Genomic DNA, 16,206 nt, shown 5'->3' with positions numbered 1-16,206 from the left:
CCATGCAGGATGAGGTTCTTTACGACGTGCAGGTTATTGGGTTCCTTGAAGAGATTTGGGGAGATGGCTTCTTGTCACCAGGTGGCCCCGATGAGGTGGCGCGGGTTCTAACTGGTGTCGATCTTGCAGGCGGCCATGTCCTCGACATCGGCTCTGGCTCAGGTGCCTGCGGGGTTTTGTTGGTTCAACAACACAAGGCCGCACAGGTGACTGGTATCGATGTAGAGGATCCGGTGTGTGAGGCCGCCAACCGACGAGCACAAGCCGCTGGTCTGGGTGACCGATTCCGAATTCTTAAAGTAACTCCCGGACCATTTCCATTTGATGCGTCGACCTTCGATGCAGTATTTTCGAAAGACTCGATCATCCACATCCCAGACAAGGCAAGCATGGCACGCGAGGCTTTTCGCGTTCTCAAAGCGGGCGGACAATTTGCTGCCTCAGATTGGTTGATCAGTCACGATGAAGCGCCCTCAGCGCAAATGGCCGACTACATTCAGGAAGAAGGTCTCGATTTCGCCATGGCTTCGCCGAGCACTTATCGCAAAGCTATGGAAGATGCAGGCTTTGTTGACGTTGAGCTCGTCAATCGCAACCCTTGGTACGCAAAAGTGGCCGCGCAAGAGTTGGCATGGCTGACAGGGCCAAAACGGTCCGAGTTGTCTGATCGCTATGGAACTGACTTTATAGATCATCAAGTGGCCATTTGGACCAAACTTGTTGGGGTGCTGGAAAGCGGCGAGCACTGCCCCCATCACATTCGGGGGCGCAAACCCGCATGATACGGACAGGTTTCTCGCGTGGTGCAAATGGATTTGACGAAAAATGTTGTGATCTGTTCTCGGTCCGACGCAATTCCGACGGAGTAAACAAATGAGATACGAAAGACCTCAAACGATCGAAGACGCCACGGCCCTAATGGCAGGGGCCGAGGCGAACGCCTTTGTTCTGGCCGGAGGCACAGACCTTTTGGTGCGGATGCAAAGCGACGCCTTCGAAGCGGATCTGATTGTCGATATTAAAGCGATTTCCGGTTTCGACGCGATCACCCAGACCGAAGACGGATTTGTGATTGGTGCGGCAGTACCGTCTGCGGCGTTGTCTGAAGATGCAGCGCTTGTGGCGGCGTGGCCGGGCGTGGTTGAAGCTGCGAACCTCATTGGGTCTACTCAGATCCAAGGGCGCTGCACAATCGTGGGCAACCTTTGCAACGCCTCACCTGCGGCCGATAGTGTACCTGCTTTGGTGGCTGCCGATGCACGTGCGCAGATTGCCGGGCCTGCGGGAACACGAGAGGTTGCGATTGCAGATGTTCCGACCGGTCCGGGGAAGGTATCCCTCTCAAAAGGCGAGATCATCGAAGCTGTTCTATTGCCCAAGCCGGAACCACGCACTGCCGATGCTTACCTGCGTTTTATTCCAAGAACCGAAATGGACATCGCTGTTGTCGGCGCCGCCGTCAATTTGTCTTTGGGTGACGATGGTACGATCTCCGCTGCCCGCGTGGCGCTTGGAGCTGTTGCGCCTAAAGTTCTATTGGTCGAAGAGGCTGCAGAAGCCTTAATTGGCAGTAATCTAGACGAAGCTGCGTTAGAAGCGCTTGCCGTTGCCTGTTCGAACGCCAGTAATCCGATTGATGATAAGCGCGGGACCGTTGAGTACCGCAAAGAGGTTGCCGGCGTCTTGGCGCGCCGAGCCGCTCAAACCGCCTATGCACGTGCAGGAGAGAACTGATGCCCGCGATTGCTGTCTCTACCACTATCAATGACGATACCGTCGAATTTTTATGCCAGCCGGATGAGACATTACTCGATGTCTTGCGCAACCGTTTGGGACTTATGGGCGCGAAAGAAGGCTGTGGCACTGGAGATTGTGGTGCCTGTAGCGCCATCGTAGACGGACGTGTGGTGTGTTCGTGCCTAGTGCTTGGCGCCGAAGCCGAAGGCCGCACGATCGAGACGATCGAAGGCATGGCCAATGGCAACGAACTGCATCCGCTGCAACGGAAGTTCATCGAACACGCCGCACTCCAATGCGGCATTTGCACGCCAGGTTTTCTGATGGCGGCCAAGGCGCTTTTGGAGGTCAATCCAGATCCAACCGAAACAGAAATCCGGTTCTGGCTTGCTGGCAACCTTTGCCGCTGCACCGGTTATGACAAAATCGTCCGCGCTGTTCAGGACGCCGCCGCCGAGATGAGGGGAGAGACAGCATGAGTTTCGACGCGACATTCCAAAACAAGAGATTCAACTCTGTCGGCACGCGTCCTCTTCGCCCTGATGGCATCGACAAGGTGACAGGCCGCGCGCGCTATGGTGCGGATTTCAACATGCCCGGTCAGCTTGTGGCCCGCGTTTTGCGCAGCCCTCATGCCCATGCGCGGATTAAGGGGATAGACACCTCGAAGGCGGAAGCTGTGAAAGGCGTGAAAGCTATTGTCACCGCCGCCGACATGCCAGATCTAACCGATGGGGACGAGGCCCTTTTTGCGATCCTCGACAATTGCATGGCGCGCGAAAAGGCAATGTATGACGGCCATGCGGTCGCTGCCGTCGCCGCTATTGATGAAAGTTCGGCAAAGGCCGCGTTGAAATTGATTAAAGTCGACTACGAGGTTCTGCCGCACGTTGTGGACGTAGACGCAGCCATGATGGCGGATGCGCCTGTGCTGAATGACACGATCTTCACTCAAGGTGTTGAACCAGCGCCGTCTAAACCGTCGAACGTGGCCAATCGTTCCGAATTCGGACATGGCGACGTCGACGCCGGTTTTGCAAAAGCGGACATCATCGTCGAACGCAGCTACAAGACTGAACAAGCCCATCAGGGCTATATCGAACCACATGCGTGCGTGGCCAGTTGCAACGCCGATGGAACGGCAGATCTTTGGGTGTGCACCCAAGGGCACTTCGTTTACCGGCAAAACTGTGCTGATCTTCTGGGGCTTGAGGCCTCTAAGCTACGCGTCACTTCCTCCGAAATCGGTGGCGGTTTTGGCGGCAAAACCCACGTTTGGGCCGAACCGGTAGCTCTCGCGCTGTCGCGCAAGGCGGGTCGGCCCGTTAAGCTGATAATGTCGCGTGAAGAAGTGTTCCGCGCCTCTGGCCCCACCAGCGCCACGTCGATCGATGTCAAAATCGGAGCGACAAAGGATGGAAAGATCACCGCTGCGGAGGCCACATTACGTTACACCAGCGGACCATATCCCGACATGTGGGCTGAACTGGGTGCGATGACAGCCTTTGCCCCCTATGATCTGGAAAATGTAAAAACCGTTGGCTTTGAGGTTGTAGTTAATCGACCCAAGGTGGCTGCTTATCGCGCCCCATCCGCGCCCATGGCGGCTTTCGCGGCAGAAAGTGCTGTAGACGAGTTGGCCAAAGAAATTGGCATGGATCCGGTCGATTTCCGCATTGCGAATGTGGCCAAAGAGGGCACGCGATCGTCTTACGGCCCTGTCTACGGTCCTATCGGAATCGGCCCGACACTCGATGCCGCGAAAGCGCATCCGCATATGTCTGCCCCGCTTGGCCCGAACCAAGGCCGAGGCATGGCTTGTGGGTTCTGGTTCAACTTTGGGGGTCAGACCTGCACCGATTTAAACATCAGCGCGGACGGTACCGTTACCATTGCGGTCGGTACAGTTGACGTTGGCGGCTCGCGCGCTTCTCTGTCACTGATCGTGGCTGAGGAATTGGGCATCGAATACAGCGACGTCAAAGCGGTGATCGCAGACACATCAACACTGGGCTACAACGACATGACCGACGGCAGCCGAGGGACGTTTTCTACCTCCATGGCAACGATCTCGGCAGCACGAAATGCGATTGAGGTGATGCGCCAACGCGCAGCCATAATGTGGGACATCCCGCTTGAGCATATCTATTGGGAGGATGGCCATGCCAAAGCCGCTGGCAGTAAGCACGGCAATCGTGCCCCTCTTTCGGTCAAGGATATCGCGGCCGAGGCTGGGAACACAGGCGGACCCATTGCAGGGCACAGCGAATTGGTAGCTGATGGTGCAGGCGTGTCGTTTGCCACGCATATCTGCGACATTGAAGTGGATTCCGAAACCGGATCCAGCAGAGTTGTGCGTTATACTGTCATTCAGGACGCCGGCAAGGCTGTGCACCCTGCGTATGTGGAAGGTCAGTATCAGGGCGGCGCCGCACAAGGTATCGGTTGGGCGTTAAACGAAGAATATATCTATGGCGACGACGGTCGTTTGCAGAACCCCGGGTTCCTCGACTACCGGATTCCCGTTTGTTCTGATCTACCAATGATCGACACTCAAATTCTGGAAATCCCCAACCCCAACCACCCTTATGGAGTTCGCGGTGTCGGGGAGACATCTATCGTGCCACCTCTGGCCGCCATCGCAAACGCCGTATCGAACGCGGTGGGCCTGCGCATGTCCCATATACCGCTTTCGCCACCACGTATTCTTGCGGCGCTGAATGCTGCAAAGACGTGATGGTTGAGGTCAAATTGTGGGCGGGTTTGCGCCCGCTCGCCGACAATCAGTCCGTCGCGACTGTTGAGGCCAGTAATATACGAGAAATGCTTCGAAAGCTCGAAGAACGTTATCCTGGACTTGCAACACCGTTCCGGGGTCAGGTTGCGGTTGCCGTAGACGGCGTAATTTACCGTGACGATTGGTCAAAGGAGTTACCTGAAGGTGCCGAAGTGATGTTGATCAAGCGGCTCGCAGGTGGCTAAGAAAACGGGGAGCATTGTCGGATTAAATTGTGTTGAGAGGGGCAGGGTGGTTTCGTAGCGTCTGGGAGTGACCAAACCTGCCTTCTAAAAAGGGCTTCTCAGCCAGTCCCAAGGTCAACGGTTTTGCGGACTTTCCGTATTTCCGGTTTCCGCTCTCGCATCAGAATGTCAAAGACCTCCTGCATGAACGGGACGTCGATGGCAGTCGCGAAATGGCTCTGGTGGAGCATAGAGGAGGCTCCAATGTATCAGTAAGTTATTGATATTAAATGATATTGTGGCGTTGTGTTTCGATCGTGTTTCACACCTCAGTATTTTTTTCTAACCTATTGATCTGTAAGGTTTTGGTGGAGCCTAGGGGAAATTCCACTTCCGATTTTTAGTTTATTAAATTCAGTGACTTAATCCATCACAACTCTGTTGAATGTAACAGTCCTTTGTAACAAAAAAACCGACAATAACTCCGAAATACCGAAAGGTTCAGCGGTACTGATTTCGAAAGTCAAACCGAAACCCAAAAAGTGCACTTCTCGCAAGACGCTCGCATTAAATCACCTCTACTTCGCGCAAGAAACCCTCTCTTATCAAATCACCCTAAACTGTCTCATTAGCGCTGACGTCAGACAGGGCATTCAGAAAGGGCAGGGCGAAACAATGCAGCACCTGATCGATATGGGTGTTAATTCTGAATTGATGCTCTATTCGCTAAACACTCCACCCGAAGAGATATACATCTTAGTAGAAGAAGAGCTGACGGAAACTCGGATAGCGACCCAAGTCTTGGATTGATCCCAAATTAGAGAGATTTGATATGTTAAGAGTTCTCGTGGTCGCGCTGACCACAGTGGCAACAACCGCAAGTGCATCCGGACTTCATGTCCGTGATGCTGATACGATCGTTGTTGACGGGACGCCGGTTCGATTAAACGGGGTGGATGCGCCTGAACTTAGGACCAGGGCAGGACAAGATGCACGTCGATGGATGGTCAGTTATCTGCGTGGCAAGAGTATCGAGTGCGACTTAAATGGCGAGCGTACGCATGATCGCTGGGTCGGCGTCTGCTATGCCGACGGCGAGGATGTGGGTGCTGCAGTGATCGCGGCAGGTCACGCCCTTGACTGCCGCAGATATTCAGGTGGTCGTTACGCGTACTTGGAGACGCCAGCAGCAAAATCGCGGATACGGAGAGCGAGTTACTGCGACTAAACTCTAATACATTAGGCTTCTCCCATAACTATTTGCAGGTATGGTCCGACTGTTTAGTTGATCAGCAATAGAACGCAGCAAATGGCTGTTCGGCCTTTACAGCTGACATTGGTTGTCCGTTGAGCAAACAACCGCTTTGAGCCCTTAGTGACCAATGCTGCGCCTCGCTCATTTTGAAGCGATGGGCGGAAAGCCGAAGTTCGCGGCGAGTGCACGGTCTCCACGACCAGAAGTGAAAAGCAGCCTTTCAGTCAGGGGTGCCACTAGGAATGTTGGGAAAAAGCTTACGGCAGCTTTGAGCAAGGTCTCCTTCTTGCGCAGTCCAACTGTTTTGTTCGTGCATAAGAAGCCATGCGCAGCTTTCGACCCGAAGTTGCCGGTGATAGTACGTCCGAAATTGATGCAATGCATCAGCTATCAGGAAACACATGCTTTCGCGGCCTCCGCGCTATCCACAAATGACCGATTAGTCTGAATAACCGCTTAAGCTGGGCCGTTGACCCGATCTTCCCAGAACTCGCCCATAGCGACGATGCAAGACGTCCCGTTGGCGTAGCTCTGAACGATAAACCAATCGCTGTTTCGCGTCTGTACCCAAATCTCAAGAGTGGTGTCAGGGTCTCGAAGTCCGATGCCTTGTCTTGTCGCCCCGAGGACATTTTCAAGCGTTTCAGTCAGCCTTTCACGGTCGTCGCAATCTAGGTCAGCAATCTGCGCAGCCCCAAAACTTGGTAGCAAGAAACAAAAGGCGAGAGATAGGGCGAACCGCATATTCAAAGGTTAGACCATCGGAATTTAAAACGTAACAGTTTTATGACGACCTGTGGATAATTTTAATCGTGCCGCTCGAAAATCTACCCTAGATTGCATTTAGAGCGACGTCGCCGTCACAAAACCGTTTCAAGAATTAAACAAAACTGAATCCTAGGCGTCACTTTTGTGTCGTGAAACCTACTTAGCGTCGCCCTCAAATTCTTGGGGGCGATATGCTGCATATAGACGCGCTGACAAAGCGGTTTGGTGAGAAGACGGCTGTTGATTCAGCCAACATTGAGGTCGATAAGCCAACGATGATCGGCATCATTGGCCGATCGGGAGCTGGGAAATCGACCCTTCTTAGAATGGTCAACCGGTTGAGCGATCCCACGGAGGGATCGATTGTTTTTGAAGGCGAAAACATCACTGATCTCAAGGGTGCCGCCAAGCGGAATTGGCAATCCCGCTGCGCGATGATTTTCCAGCAGTTTAACCTGGTTCCTCGCATGGACGTTGTATCGAACGTCTTGCACGGAACTTTGAACCAGCGGTCAACCTTTGCGACTTTGTTCAACTTGTATCCGCAATCAGATATCCACCATGCCATCGAGATCCTTGACCGATTGGGTATCGCGGAACAAGCGCCAAAAAGGGCGGAGGCTCTTTCTGGTGGTCAGCAGCAACGTGTCGCGATCGCGCGCGCATTGATGCAGGACCCAAAAATCATTCTTGCCGACGAACCAATCGCATCCCTCGACCCGATGAATGCACAGGTCGTTATGCAATCATTGCGAACGATCCATGAAGAAGACGGTCGCATGGTCATCGCCAACCTGCATACGCTTGATACGGCACGCCGCTACTGCGACCGCGTCATCGGTATGCGAGACGGTCGGATCGTTTTTGACGGCACGCCCGCGCAACTCACAACAGGTGTCGCACGAGACATCTACGGTGCAGGCGCGGATTTTTCGGAGGCTGCCACGTCTACCGAAATCGAAACACTGGACAGGTCTGCAAAACAAGCGGCGGAAGCCGTCGCCTGAGCCAGTTCTAACCCGCGTCAGACGCGGGCCACCTTCATCAAACTTACGGAGAGAACGATGAAAAAGACCCTCGCACTGGCGCTTGTCGCCACAACCAGCCTCAGCTCAGCTGCTTTTGCTGAAGGCATCGACCAGTTTCGCATCGGCATCTTGGGCGGCGAAAACGCGCAAGACCGGATGAACAGCTATGCTTGTTTGCAGGAATATGCATCCGAAGCACTTGGCGTTGAAACAAAGCTGTTTGCCCCTGCGGACTACAACGGAGTGATCCAAGGCCTACTGGGCGGCACAATCGACATGGCTTGGTTGGGTGCGTCTTCCTATGCTGCAACCTACCTGCAAGATCCAGAAGCTGTTGAGCCAGTTTTGGTTAAGGTCAACTTGGACGGTTCCATCGGATATCACTCCATCGGTTTTGCGCGCGTCGACAGCGGCGTGACATCGTTGGATGACATGGAAGGTAAAGTCTTTGGCTTTGGCGATCCAAACTCCACATCCGGCTACCTGATCCCATCCATCGAGATCCCTCAGTACAAAGACGGCATCACAATGGAATCCGGTGACTACTTTGGTGAAGTGAAATTCACCGGCGGTCACGAGCAGACAATCGTAGCTGTCGCAAATGGCGACATCGACGGTGGTGTGACTTGGGCAGATGGTCAGGGCAACTGGGAAGACGGTTATAACTCTGGCGCATTGCGCAAGGCGGTTGACGCTGGTCTGATCGACATGAACGATCTGGTAGAGATCTGGAAATCTGCGGTTATCCCAGAAGGCCCTGTTGTTCTGCGTCAGGCGCTTCCTGAAGAAGTCAAAGTCACAATGACAGAGCTGGTCGACGGTCTCTATGAAGCGGATCCAGATTGTGCCTACGGCGTCGCAGCAGGCGATACACTGGGTTTCCAGCCCGTGACACATGACACATACATATCCATCGTCGAAGCACGCAAAGCGAAGATCGGCGGCTAAGTACGTCAAAGACAGGACCGGCAGCCCGCTAGGGTTGCCGGTTTTTTGCATCTGGGGGCAACATGGCAGACATCGCGTTTAGCAGTACGCAACAAAGCGTTTCGGATATCCAATCCCACTACATGGAAATGGTTCAACGGCGCCGCCTCTACGGTGGGCTGATGCTCTTGATTTTCGTTGTGATGATGGTTGCCGGTTTCTACACCGTCAATGAACGCAACGCGGGCGGTTTTTGGGAAGGTCTGCATCAAATCGGAGACTACCCGGCTGACGTTCTTTCCGAAGCTTGGGAAAACCGCGCCGAGATGCCCGCTCTTTTGCTTAAGTATTTCCCAGCCTTGATCGAAACGATCAATATCGCCGCCGTCTCGACCATTTTAGGTGTATTTGGCGGGCTATACTTGTCGCTTCTGGGAACGCGCGGATTGGCCAAATGGCCAAGACTTATTCCGCTTTTTCGTCGTATCTCGGACATCATGCGTGCCGTTCCAGAGATTGTCATTGCTCTGGTCCTCATCTTTGTTCTTGGCGGTGGTCCGGTACCGGCGATGATCGCCATCGCAATCCACACAGCCGGAGCACTCGGGAAGATGTTCTCCGAAGTTGCAGAAAATGCCGATTTGAAACCTGTCGAAGGCCTCGCGTCCACTGGGGCGACATGGTCCCAGAGAATGCTACTTGGCGTCTTACCGCAGGTGGCTCCGAACTATATCAGTTATTCGCTGTTGCGATTTGAGATCAATATCCGCGCCTCTGCCATTCTCGGCTTTGTTGGCGCAGGCGGACTTGGCTACGAACTGCGAAACGCCATGGCTTGGGGGCCCGGGCGATTTGACGAAGCCGCCGCCATTTTCATTCTGCTGTTCTGCACGATCGTCTTCTTCGATCAATTGTCCAGCCGTTACCGTAATCGTCTCACCGAAGGACAAGCTCAATGACTGCTGTCGATATCAATGCATCCAAGCTCGCCGCGGACAGCCTCTTTAAACGTAAGCGTCTTGTGGGCTTTGCCATCCCCGCAGTGATTGTGACTTACCTTATCTACATTTTCTTTTCGTTTGATGTCGCAGGTCTTGCCGGGCGCGCGAATTGGAACAATGCTGTCACGCTTGCTTCCGATAGTTGGTCCTACAAGGTCCACGTAACGCGAGACAATCGTAGTGGTGATGTCGTCTACGCCGTCGAAGGAGAGCGTAAAGGGCTATATCCCGATGGAGAACGCCCGGATTGGGTCAGCGGCGATGATGTCTTGACCATTGACCTCGGCGGCGATCATATAGTGCGATATTTGCCAGACAATCGGACCGAAATTGAGATACCCGGCTTTCCTCTGATCGAGGCGCAGGCTGAGGGACGTAAGGTCACCAGTAATCTGCCTGATGAGCTGCCAGACTGGATTTCTGCATCAGACAGGCGGATTGGGATCACAACCGAGGAAGGACGCATCACACTGACGGGCGCTCGGACCGAAGTGTTCAACTATTTCCCCGGTTGGGAACTCTTCTGGTTCACTCTTGATAGCCCGTACTATGGGCAAAGCTTCACTTCCATTTTCTTTGGTCAGCAAATTGATCCCGAGCGCAGCAATGTATCGGGTGCAGCCAATGACTTTTGGTACAACAAAATGTGGAGACATGGCGATGTTGCTTGGGCGATTGGTGAAACAATATTGATGGCGTTCCTAGGCACAATGGGTGCCGCAATGATCGCTTTGCCGCTCGCGTTTCTCGCAGCAAAACGTTTCTCTCCATTTATGCTGATCCGCGCCACCACGCGCCGTTTTTTTGATTTTGTCCGTGGCGTCGATGCCCTAATTTGGACAGTTGTATTGGCACGTGCATTCGGCCCAGGTCCGTTGACTGGTACGCTGGCCATCTTGATCACGGACACAGGAACATTCGGAAAAACCTTTTCCGAAGCGCTCGAGAACGTGGATCAGAGACAGATCGAAGGTGTGTCATCGACGGGTGCAAAACCTCTTCAGCGCTATCGGTTCGGCGTAATCCCACAAGTGGTGCCAGTCTTGTTGGCTCAGATCCTTTACTTCCTTGAATCTAACACGCGGTCTGCCACGATTATCGGTGCGATCACTGGCGGCGGTATTGGCCTTTTGTTGACCCAAGCCATTCAGACGCAAAAGGATTGGGAAGAAGTCGCTTACTACATCGTTGTTATCATTCTGATGGTCATGTTCATGGATTGGTTCTCTGGTTGGCTTCGCGGCAAGTTGATTGGGCGGAAAGACTGATGACACGTCTGGGAAACGACCCGTTCATTCACCCTGATTGCGAGATCACGGACAGTTCTTTTGGGTCCTTTGTGGAGATCGGTAGAGGTAGCCGCATCGCGCATTCTAGCTTTGATGATTACAGCTATTGCGATCGATATGCCGATGTGGCCAATGCAAAGATCGGCAAGTTTGCAAACATCGCAGCGTTCAGCAGAATTGGTGCGACAGACCATCCCCTGCACACGGCGTCGCTGCATCATTTTCTCTATCGATCTGATGATTATTGGGATGATGTTGGTTGCGATGCGGATTTTTTCGCCCACCGCAAATCCCGCATCTCTGTAATTGGGCACGATACATGGATCGGCGCGGGTGCAATGATTAAACCTGAGGTGACACTTGGAGATGGAGCTGTTGTCGCGGCTGGGGCCGTTGTCACCAAAGATGTCGATCCCTTTACTATTGTTGCCGGCACGCCAGCGAAGGCGCTGCGGTTGCGCCAACCAAGAGAGATAGCCGACCGTTTGATCGCGCTGGCGTGGTGGGATTGGGAGCACCCCAAACTGCGCTGCGCGCTAGGCGATTTTCGCGCTCTCAGTGCAGAGGCTTTCCTTGAAAAATATGAGGCCTCCCAGATGTCAGAAAAACTTCAAACAACTGTCACGGACGGTTTACTCTGACGGTTCAGAGCAACAGGGCATTCCAAATTTAAGGGGATACCCATGCTTAGAATTTCTACAATCGCAGCGCTGGCTGTGTCAGCCGCGCCTGTGCTAGCGCAATCTGTCGATAGCGTCGAATATGGCCCACGGCCCTACTATTTGATTGATCGAATGGCGGATAGTCCGCTCAAAGAAAAGTTGATGTCTTGCGCTGGACAAGAGGCGACGCCGTCTCGCTTCTCAATCGGACACCGTGGGGCACCGATGCAGTTTCCTGAGCATACGGCGGAATCAAACCTCGCAGCGGCCCGCATGGGTGCAGGCATTCTGGAATGCGACGTGACATTTACCGAAGACTTGGAATTGGTTTGCCGGCATGCGCAGAACGACCTTCACACAACGACCAATATCCTTGCCACGCCGCTCGCGGACACCTGCGTGACCCCATTTGCGCCAGCAGATGGTGACACAGACGCCGCTGCAGAATGCCGGACATCCGAAATTACGTTGGCTGAATACCGCACACTGACCCCAAAGATGGATGCAGCCGATCGTTCAGCCACGACTGTTGAAGCTTATCTTGGCGGCACCGCTGATTGGCGCACTGATCTTTATTCCGTTGAGCCTGCGACGATCATGTCGCATGCAGAGTCCATCGAGTTGTTCAAATCCCTGGGTGCGAAGTTTACGCCAGAGCTGAAATCACCGTCTGTGGAAATGCCGTTCAACGGCTTCTCGCAGGAAGACTATGCACAAAAGTTGGTTGATGAGTACAAAGCGGCAGGCGTTCCCGCATCTGACGTTTGGCTTCAATCCTTTAACCTCGAAGACATCTTGTATTGGATCGAAGCGGAACCGGACTTTGGCGCGCAAGCTGTCTATCTGATGGATGAATACAACATTGATGGCTATTCCCCGATGGATCCGGCGACCTGGCCAAACACCATGGAAGAGCTGAAAGCGATGGGTGTAAACTACATCGCGCCCCCGACTTGGATGCTCGTCACATTGGATCGCGAAGAGATTGTGCCGTCTGAACTCGCGATCCAAGCGAAGGCAGCCGGTTTGAATATCATCACCTGGACCATCGAACGTTCAGGACCGTTGGTCCGCGGCGGTGGCTGGTACTATCAGTCAATTGCTGACATCACCGACAATGATGGCGTTATGTATAAATACATCGATGCCTTGGCCCAAGATGTCGGCGTTGTAGGTATTTTCTCAGATTGGCCTGCAACCGTGACTTACTACGCAAACTGCATGGGTCTGGAATAGCTCTGTCCGACACCGGAGTTGGCCTTCGCAAACTCTTGCGAAGGCCATTTCAATTTTCAAGGGTTAGCGTCACCCGGTCCCCTGCAAACCAGGTGCGGCCATATTCGACCGGCCGCCCTGACGCATCTACATTGACGCTTGTTGACTTAAGTAAGGGGTCGCCTTCTGTCACGTTTAGATGCAGCGCTTGGGTCGCAGAGGCGCGAACCGCTGTCAGTCGCGTTGACGCTCGGGTGTAATCTTCAACGCCTACAACTTTAAGAGCTTCAGTTATGCTTGTGTTCTCGGCCAACGCCGTAGCAAGCCCGATCAAGCGGTCGGAAGGAAAAACGCTTTCTACAACGGCGACCGGCTGACCATCGGCTAAGGACAACGCGTGATAGGCGCAGATCCGAACACCCGAAGGGATGCGCAAGGCCTGCGCCTCACCCTCTGTTGCGAGACGTTCTTCGACATGCAGGACACGTTTTTCGGGCCGGCGCCCGGCGGCGATCAGGTTTTCGTGGAAACGTACCCGACGCCCGATGGGATAATCGGTCGGTGTCGCCGCAACAAAAGCGCCAGCTCCACGTCGCGTTCGGATCAGTCCCTCTTCTACCAAAGCGGATATTCCGTGCCGAACAGTATGACGATTGACACCAAACCGTTCCGCCAGCGCCGCTTCCGTAGGAAGCTTGTCTCCGGGCGTGTATCGTCCTTCGGCTAAGTCGCTACGCAATGCATTTGCGATCGCTTTCCAAACAGGTGTTTTGGGGGAAATGTCACTCAATCTTCACAAAACTCTTCTGTCATCATCGGTCAGTTATGGTAATATATGTATAGTTGTATAGGATAGAGAAAAGTTGTCGAGATGAAAGACACCTTTGAAGAAGAAAACCCACGTAAACGGTGGATGGGCCTCTTGGCAAAGGCGCCTGCTGGACGCGTCTCGGCGTTGCTGGATGCCTGTATTGCGCGGCCCAGCTTCGAATGGCTGCGCGCTCCGGAAATTGGTAGCACGATGGTGCAAGCACGTGCTGGCGGAACCGGTGCACCGTTTAACTTAGGCGAAATGAGTGTCACCCGATGCGCTCTAACGCTCGAAAGTGGCGAAGTGGGTCACGCGTATATTCAGGGTCGGCGCAAGGCAGACGCGGAAGCGGCGGCTTTGGTTGACGCTTTGATGCAAACGGACGCTGCGGAGCAGGTCCGCACGGCGATTCTGGAACCCTTGGCGGCCGAGGCAGCGGCGCGCAGGGCTGCCCGGTCTTCCAAAGCAGCAGCCACAAAGGTTGATTTTTTCACTTTGGTCCGAGGAGAGGATTGATGGACGCGCAAACGCTCGGCGGAGGCTTCACCGAACCCGCAATTCAATCCGCCCACGCTTTTAGGAGCGTGATGGAAGTTATGGCGCGCCCAGGAACGATCCAAGATATTTCGGGAGCAGAACCGCCGTCTCCGCTCTCAAGGGCAGCAGGATGCATCTTGCTTACACTTTGCGACGCTGACACACCCGTTTATTTGGCGGGTGAGACCGACACCGCAGAAATTCGGGCTTGGATCGCTTTTCACACCGGTGCTCCGTTGATGGGACCATCCCATGCGATGTTTGCCGTCGGGACGTGGGAGGCGCTCGCTCCTCTCAGCGCCTATCAAATTGGAACGTCTGAATATCCCGATCGCTCCGCGACGCTTATCGTTGAAAGCTCCAGCCTCGACGGTGAGGCAACGCTAAAGGGTCCTGGGATCAAAGACCAAGCAAGCCTAAACCTACCAGAGCTTGCTGCGTTCCAAGCCAATCAAGCGAAATTTCCGCTGGGTCTGGATTTCTATTTCACCTGTGGCGACCAACTCGCAGCGTTACCGCGTTCAACGGAGGTGTCTTAAATGTATGTGGCTGTAAAGGGCGGCGAACGCGCTATCGAAAACGCCCATGCCTGGTTGGCAGAAGAACGGCGCGGCGATACCAAAGTAGCCGAACTAACAATCGAACAAATCCGCGAACAACTGAGCCTCTCTGTACATCGCGTGATGGCCGAAGGGTCACTTTATGATCCCGACCTTGCGGCCTTAGCGATCAAGCAATCACGCGGTGATCTGATCGAAGCGATCTTTCTCATTCGCGCTTACCGGACGACGTTACCACGCTTTGGGTCATCCAAACCGATTGATACCGGTGTGATGGACTGCGATCGCCGAATCTCCGCTACGTTCAAAGACTTGCCTGGTGGGCAGATCCTTGGGCCAACCTTCGACTACACCCACCGCTTGCTGGATTTCAAACTCGCCGCAGATGGAGAGGTTGCCGAAGCCCCTTCGCGTGACGTTGAGCCTGCTGATGTGCCGCATGTCACTGAGTTTCTCAATCAAGAGGGATTGATCGAGGAAGCACCGCATGACGACACAATGCCGCCTGACCTTACGCGCGAGCCATTAGAAATGCCGGCTGATCGTGCCCTTCGATTGCAGGCCCTGACACGGTCTGACGAAGGGTTTACGCTTGGCATGGCATACTCCACGCAACGAGGATACGGCAGAAACCATGCTTTTGTGGGGGAACTGCGGATTGGCTCTGTTCCGGTGGAGATGGAGATACTTGAGCTCGGATTCTCAATCGAAATTGGCGAAATCACCCTGACTGAATGCGAAACAGTCAACCAATTCACCGGCTCAAAAACCGAGCCGCCGCAGTTTACACGCGGGTACGGTTTGGTGTTTGGCCAAACCGAACGCAAAGCGATCTCGATGGCTTTGGTCGATCGCGCCCTTCGTTGGGAGGAATTGGGCGAAGATAGCGCAGGCGCCCCGGCGCAGGACGCGGAATTTGTTCTTTATCACGCCGACAATATCCAAGCGACGGGCTTTCTCGAACATATCAAATTGCCACATTACGTCGACTTTCAGTCTGAACTTGAACTGGTCCGCAAGCTGCGCCGAGAGGCCGGCGCGCATCAGGTTCAGGAGGCGGCGGAATGAAAGTGGCTGCAAAAAAAGACTTTTTACGTCTAGAAAGTCGAGTACCCGAGACAAAAAAAAGAGGCCGATCAATCGCCTCCGTCTCCGCCATCTCCTTCACTGGCCCATTCTCCACCGGGCTCAGAGGGGTCGCACATCGAACTTCGTTCGCCTCCGTGCCATTCGACCCAGATATAGACCCCATCCTCTCTTTTTCGGAGAGTGCTACGCCGGCTGTAGTCTTTGAACCAAAGAAAAAGGCAAATACCGACGGTCCAAAAAATTTCCATCACCGAGTCTCCAAAACAGGCGACCAAGCCAATCGGAATGCCAAAGGGCCAAATGCTTTTCCAAAAAGCAAAATTGTTCGAGCAAGCGCTCGTCACGTTAAGTCTCCTTATGTTGTTG

At 53.9% G+C, this 16,206-nt stretch carries 19 protein-coding genes; 16 read left to right on the top strand and 3 right to left on the bottom strand.

Features of this window, described 5'->3' with window-relative positions; translation table 11 throughout:
• Nucleotides 1–2 precede the first annotated feature (2 nt).
• From BUA85_RS07545 to BUA85_RS07525, 5 genes are all read left to right on the top strand, one after another.
• Nucleotides 3–782: a methyltransferase domain-containing protein gene (locus BUA85_RS07545; RefSeq protein WP_072900205.1), complete on the top strand. Its 780-nt coding sequence runs from the start codon at nucleotides 3–5 to the stop codon at nucleotides 780–782.
• 91 nt (nucleotides 783–873) lie between these two features.
• Nucleotides 874–1,734 (top strand): FAD binding domain-containing protein, encoded by an 861-nt coding sequence (locus BUA85_RS07540; protein WP_072900204.1) that lies wholly within the window; start codon nucleotides 874–876, stop codon nucleotides 1,732–1,734.
• Nucleotides 1,734–2,216: a (2Fe-2S)-binding protein gene (locus BUA85_RS07535; protein WP_072900203.1), complete on the top strand. Its 483-nt coding sequence runs from the start codon at nucleotides 1,734–1,736 to the stop codon at nucleotides 2,214–2,216. Before BUA85_RS07540 ends, BUA85_RS07535 begins: the two co-directional genes overlap by 1 nt.
• A complete protein-coding gene (locus tag BUA85_RS07530; RefSeq protein WP_072900202.1) occupies nucleotides 2,213–4,474 on the top strand; it encodes a xanthine dehydrogenase family protein molybdopterin-binding subunit in 2,262 nt (753 codons plus the stop codon). The genes BUA85_RS07535 and BUA85_RS07530 overlap by 4 nt, the downstream gene beginning before the upstream one ends.
• Nucleotides 4,474–4,719 (top strand): MoaD/ThiS family protein, encoded by a 246-nt coding sequence (locus tag BUA85_RS07525; RefSeq protein ID WP_072900201.1) that lies wholly within the window; start codon nucleotides 4,474–4,476, stop codon nucleotides 4,717–4,719. Before BUA85_RS07530 ends, BUA85_RS07525 begins: the two co-directional genes overlap by 1 nt.
• Before the next feature lie 98 nt (nucleotides 4,720–4,817).
• Here BUA85_RS07525 and BUA85_RS17020 read toward each other — a convergent pair whose 3' ends face one another.
• Nucleotides 4,818–4,949 carry a hypothetical protein gene (locus BUA85_RS17020; protein ID WP_278246396.1) on the bottom strand — a complete coding sequence of 44 codons (132 nt, stop codon included), beginning with the start codon at nucleotides 4,947–4,949 and terminating at the stop codon, nucleotides 4,818–4,820.
• A gap of 424 nt (nucleotides 4,950–5,373) precedes the next feature.
• On the opposite strand from BUA85_RS17020, the gene BUA85_RS17015 reads away from it, so the two are divergent.
• Both BUA85_RS17015 and BUA85_RS07515 read left to right on the top strand, forming a co-directional pair.
• Entirely contained in the window at nucleotides 5,374–5,508 is a 135-nt protein-coding gene (locus BUA85_RS17015; RefSeq protein ID WP_278246395.1) for a hypothetical protein, read from the top strand.
• Nucleotides 5,509–5,530: 22 nt separating this feature from the next.
• Entirely contained in the window at nucleotides 5,531–5,926 is a 396-nt protein-coding gene (locus BUA85_RS07515; RefSeq protein WP_072900199.1) for a thermonuclease family protein, read from the top strand.
• A gap of 483 nt (nucleotides 5,927–6,409) precedes the next feature.
• Here BUA85_RS07515 and BUA85_RS07505 read toward each other — a convergent pair whose 3' ends face one another.
• A complete protein-coding gene (locus BUA85_RS07505) occupies nucleotides 6,410–6,703 on the bottom strand; it encodes a hypothetical protein (protein ID WP_131802777.1) in 294 nt (97 codons plus the stop codon).
• 209 nt (nucleotides 6,704–6,912) lie between these two features.
• Between BUA85_RS07505 and phnC the strand changes: the two genes are divergently transcribed.
• The 6 genes from phnC (at nucleotide 6,913) to BUA85_RS07475 (ending at nucleotide 12,864) form a co-directional block, all read left to right on the top strand.
• Entirely contained in the window at nucleotides 6,913–7,728 is an 816-nt protein-coding gene (phnC, locus tag BUA85_RS07500; protein WP_072900196.1) for a phosphonate ABC transporter ATP-binding protein, read from the top strand.
• Between the two features lie 57 nt (nucleotides 7,729–7,785).
• Nucleotides 7,786–8,697, top strand: coding sequence for a phosphonate ABC transporter substrate-binding protein (phnD, locus tag BUA85_RS07495; RefSeq protein WP_072900195.1), 912 nt, complete (start codon nucleotides 7,786–7,788; stop codon nucleotides 8,695–8,697).
• A 62-nt stretch (nucleotides 8,698–8,759) separates the two neighbouring features.
• Nucleotides 8,760–9,635: a phosphonate ABC transporter, permease protein PhnE gene (gene phnE / locus BUA85_RS07490; protein ID WP_072900194.1), complete on the top strand. Its 876-nt coding sequence runs from the start codon at nucleotides 8,760–8,762 to the stop codon at nucleotides 9,633–9,635.
• Nucleotides 9,632–10,945, top strand: a complete 1,314-nt coding sequence (gene phnE / locus BUA85_RS07485) for a phosphonate ABC transporter, permease protein PhnE (protein ID WP_072900193.1) — start codon at nucleotides 9,632–9,634, stop codon at nucleotides 10,943–10,945. The genes phnE (BUA85_RS07490) and phnE (BUA85_RS07485) overlap by 4 nt, the downstream gene beginning before the upstream one ends.
• Complete coding sequence (locus BUA85_RS07480; protein WP_072900192.1) at nucleotides 10,945–11,607, top strand: DapH/DapD/GlmU-related protein; 663 nt, start codon at nucleotides 10,945–10,947, stop codon at nucleotides 11,605–11,607. Before phnE (BUA85_RS07485) ends, BUA85_RS07480 begins: the two co-directional genes overlap by 1 nt.
• A 42-nt stretch (nucleotides 11,608–11,649) precedes the next feature.
• Nucleotides 11,650–12,864 carry a glycerophosphodiester phosphodiesterase family protein gene (locus tag BUA85_RS07475; protein WP_072900191.1) on the top strand — a complete coding sequence of 405 codons (1,215 nt, stop codon included), beginning with the start codon at nucleotides 11,650–11,652 and terminating at the stop codon, nucleotides 12,862–12,864.
• A 49-nt stretch (nucleotides 12,865–12,913) separates the two neighbouring features.
• Here BUA85_RS07475 and phnF read toward each other — a convergent pair whose 3' ends face one another.
• Complete coding sequence (gene phnF, locus BUA85_RS07470) at nucleotides 12,914–13,633, bottom strand: phosphonate metabolism transcriptional regulator PhnF (RefSeq protein WP_072900190.1); 720 nt, start codon at nucleotides 13,631–13,633, stop codon at nucleotides 12,914–12,916.
• A gap of 81 nt (nucleotides 13,634–13,714) precedes the next feature.
• Here phnF and phnG point away from each other — a divergent pair, with 81 nt between their 5' ends.
• The 3 genes from phnG to BUA85_RS07455 are packed head-to-tail and all read left to right on the top strand — an operon-like array spanning nucleotide 13,715 to nucleotide 15,819.
• Nucleotides 13,715–14,170 (top strand): phosphonate C-P lyase system protein PhnG, encoded by a 456-nt coding sequence (gene phnG / locus BUA85_RS07465; protein WP_072900189.1) that lies wholly within the window; start codon nucleotides 13,715–13,717, stop codon nucleotides 14,168–14,170.
• A complete protein-coding gene (gene phnH, locus BUA85_RS07460) occupies nucleotides 14,170–14,730 on the top strand; it encodes a phosphonate C-P lyase system protein PhnH (RefSeq protein WP_072900188.1) in 561 nt (186 codons plus the stop codon). The genes phnG and phnH overlap by 1 nt, the downstream gene beginning before the upstream one ends.
• Nucleotides 14,731–15,819, top strand: coding sequence for a carbon-phosphorus lyase complex subunit (locus BUA85_RS07455; protein ID WP_072900187.1), 1,089 nt, complete (start codon nucleotides 14,731–14,733; stop codon nucleotides 15,817–15,819).
• The last annotated feature ends 387 nt before the right edge of the window (nucleotides 15,820–16,206 follow it).

This window comes from Cognatiyoonia sediminum, assembly GCF_900129845.1.
Classification (GTDB): domain Bacteria; phylum Pseudomonadota; class Alphaproteobacteria; order Rhodobacterales; family Rhodobacteraceae; genus Cognatiyoonia; species Cognatiyoonia sediminum.
Note: the sequence above shows the minus strand (reverse complement) of the source record. Positions and strands in the feature narration are given on the sequence as shown.